Here is an 804-nt window from a genome sequence, read left to right as displayed (position 1 = left end):
TTAAACCAATACAATTACCTTAACTCTTTAGTCAATCTAGCCAGCACACCGAGCGCGATTACCAGTGCGATTGATAATTTAAGCTCAAGCGCCATTAATCTCACTAGCGCTACCACCACTTCCCCCGCCTATCAAGCTGTGGCTTTAGCGCTCAATGCCGCTGTGGGCATGTGGCAAGTCATAGCCCTTTTTATTGGCTGCGGCCCTGGCCCTACCAATAATCAAAGCTACCAATCGTTTGGTAACACGCCAGCCCTTAATGGGACCACCACCACTTGCAATCAAGCGTATGGGACAGGCCCTAATGGCATCCTATCCATTGACGAATACCAAAAACTCAACCAAGCTTATCAAATTATCCAAACCGCTTTAAACCAAAACCAAGGAGGCGGGATGCCTGCCTTGAATGACACCACCAAAACAGGGGTAGTCAACATACAACAAACCAATTATAGGACCACTGCACAAAACAATATCATAGAGCATTATTATACAGAGAATGGGAAAGAGATCCCAACCTCTTATTCAGGCGGATCATCACTCCCACTCTCAATACGATTCACATACAACAATAGCGCTGAATACCTTTTGCAACAAGCCGCTACTATCATGCAAGTCCTTACCACTCAAAACCCCCATGTGCAAACGAGCAATGGCGGTAAAGCATGGGGGTTGAGTTCTACGCCTGGGAATGTAGTGGATATTTTTGGCCCTTCTTTTAACGCTATTAACGAAATGATTAAAAACGCTCAAGCCGTTTTAGAAAAAACCAAACAGCTCAACGCTAATGAAAACACCCAAATC

1 protein-coding gene is annotated in these 804 nt (G+C 44.9%); it reads left to right on the top strand.

What is annotated here, in order from left to right; translation table 11 throughout:
- On the top strand, nt 1-804 hold an 804-nt coding region (locus EWZ81_RS04050; protein WP_341846692.1), incomplete at both ends, for a SabA family sialic acid-binding adhesin.

Source organism: Helicobacter pylori, from assembly GCF_011140715.1.
Taxonomy (GTDB): Bacteria; Campylobacterota; Campylobacteria; order Campylobacterales; family Helicobacteraceae; genus Helicobacter; species Helicobacter pylori_DA.
Note: the sequence above shows the minus strand (reverse complement) of the source record. Positions and strands in the feature narration are given on the sequence as shown.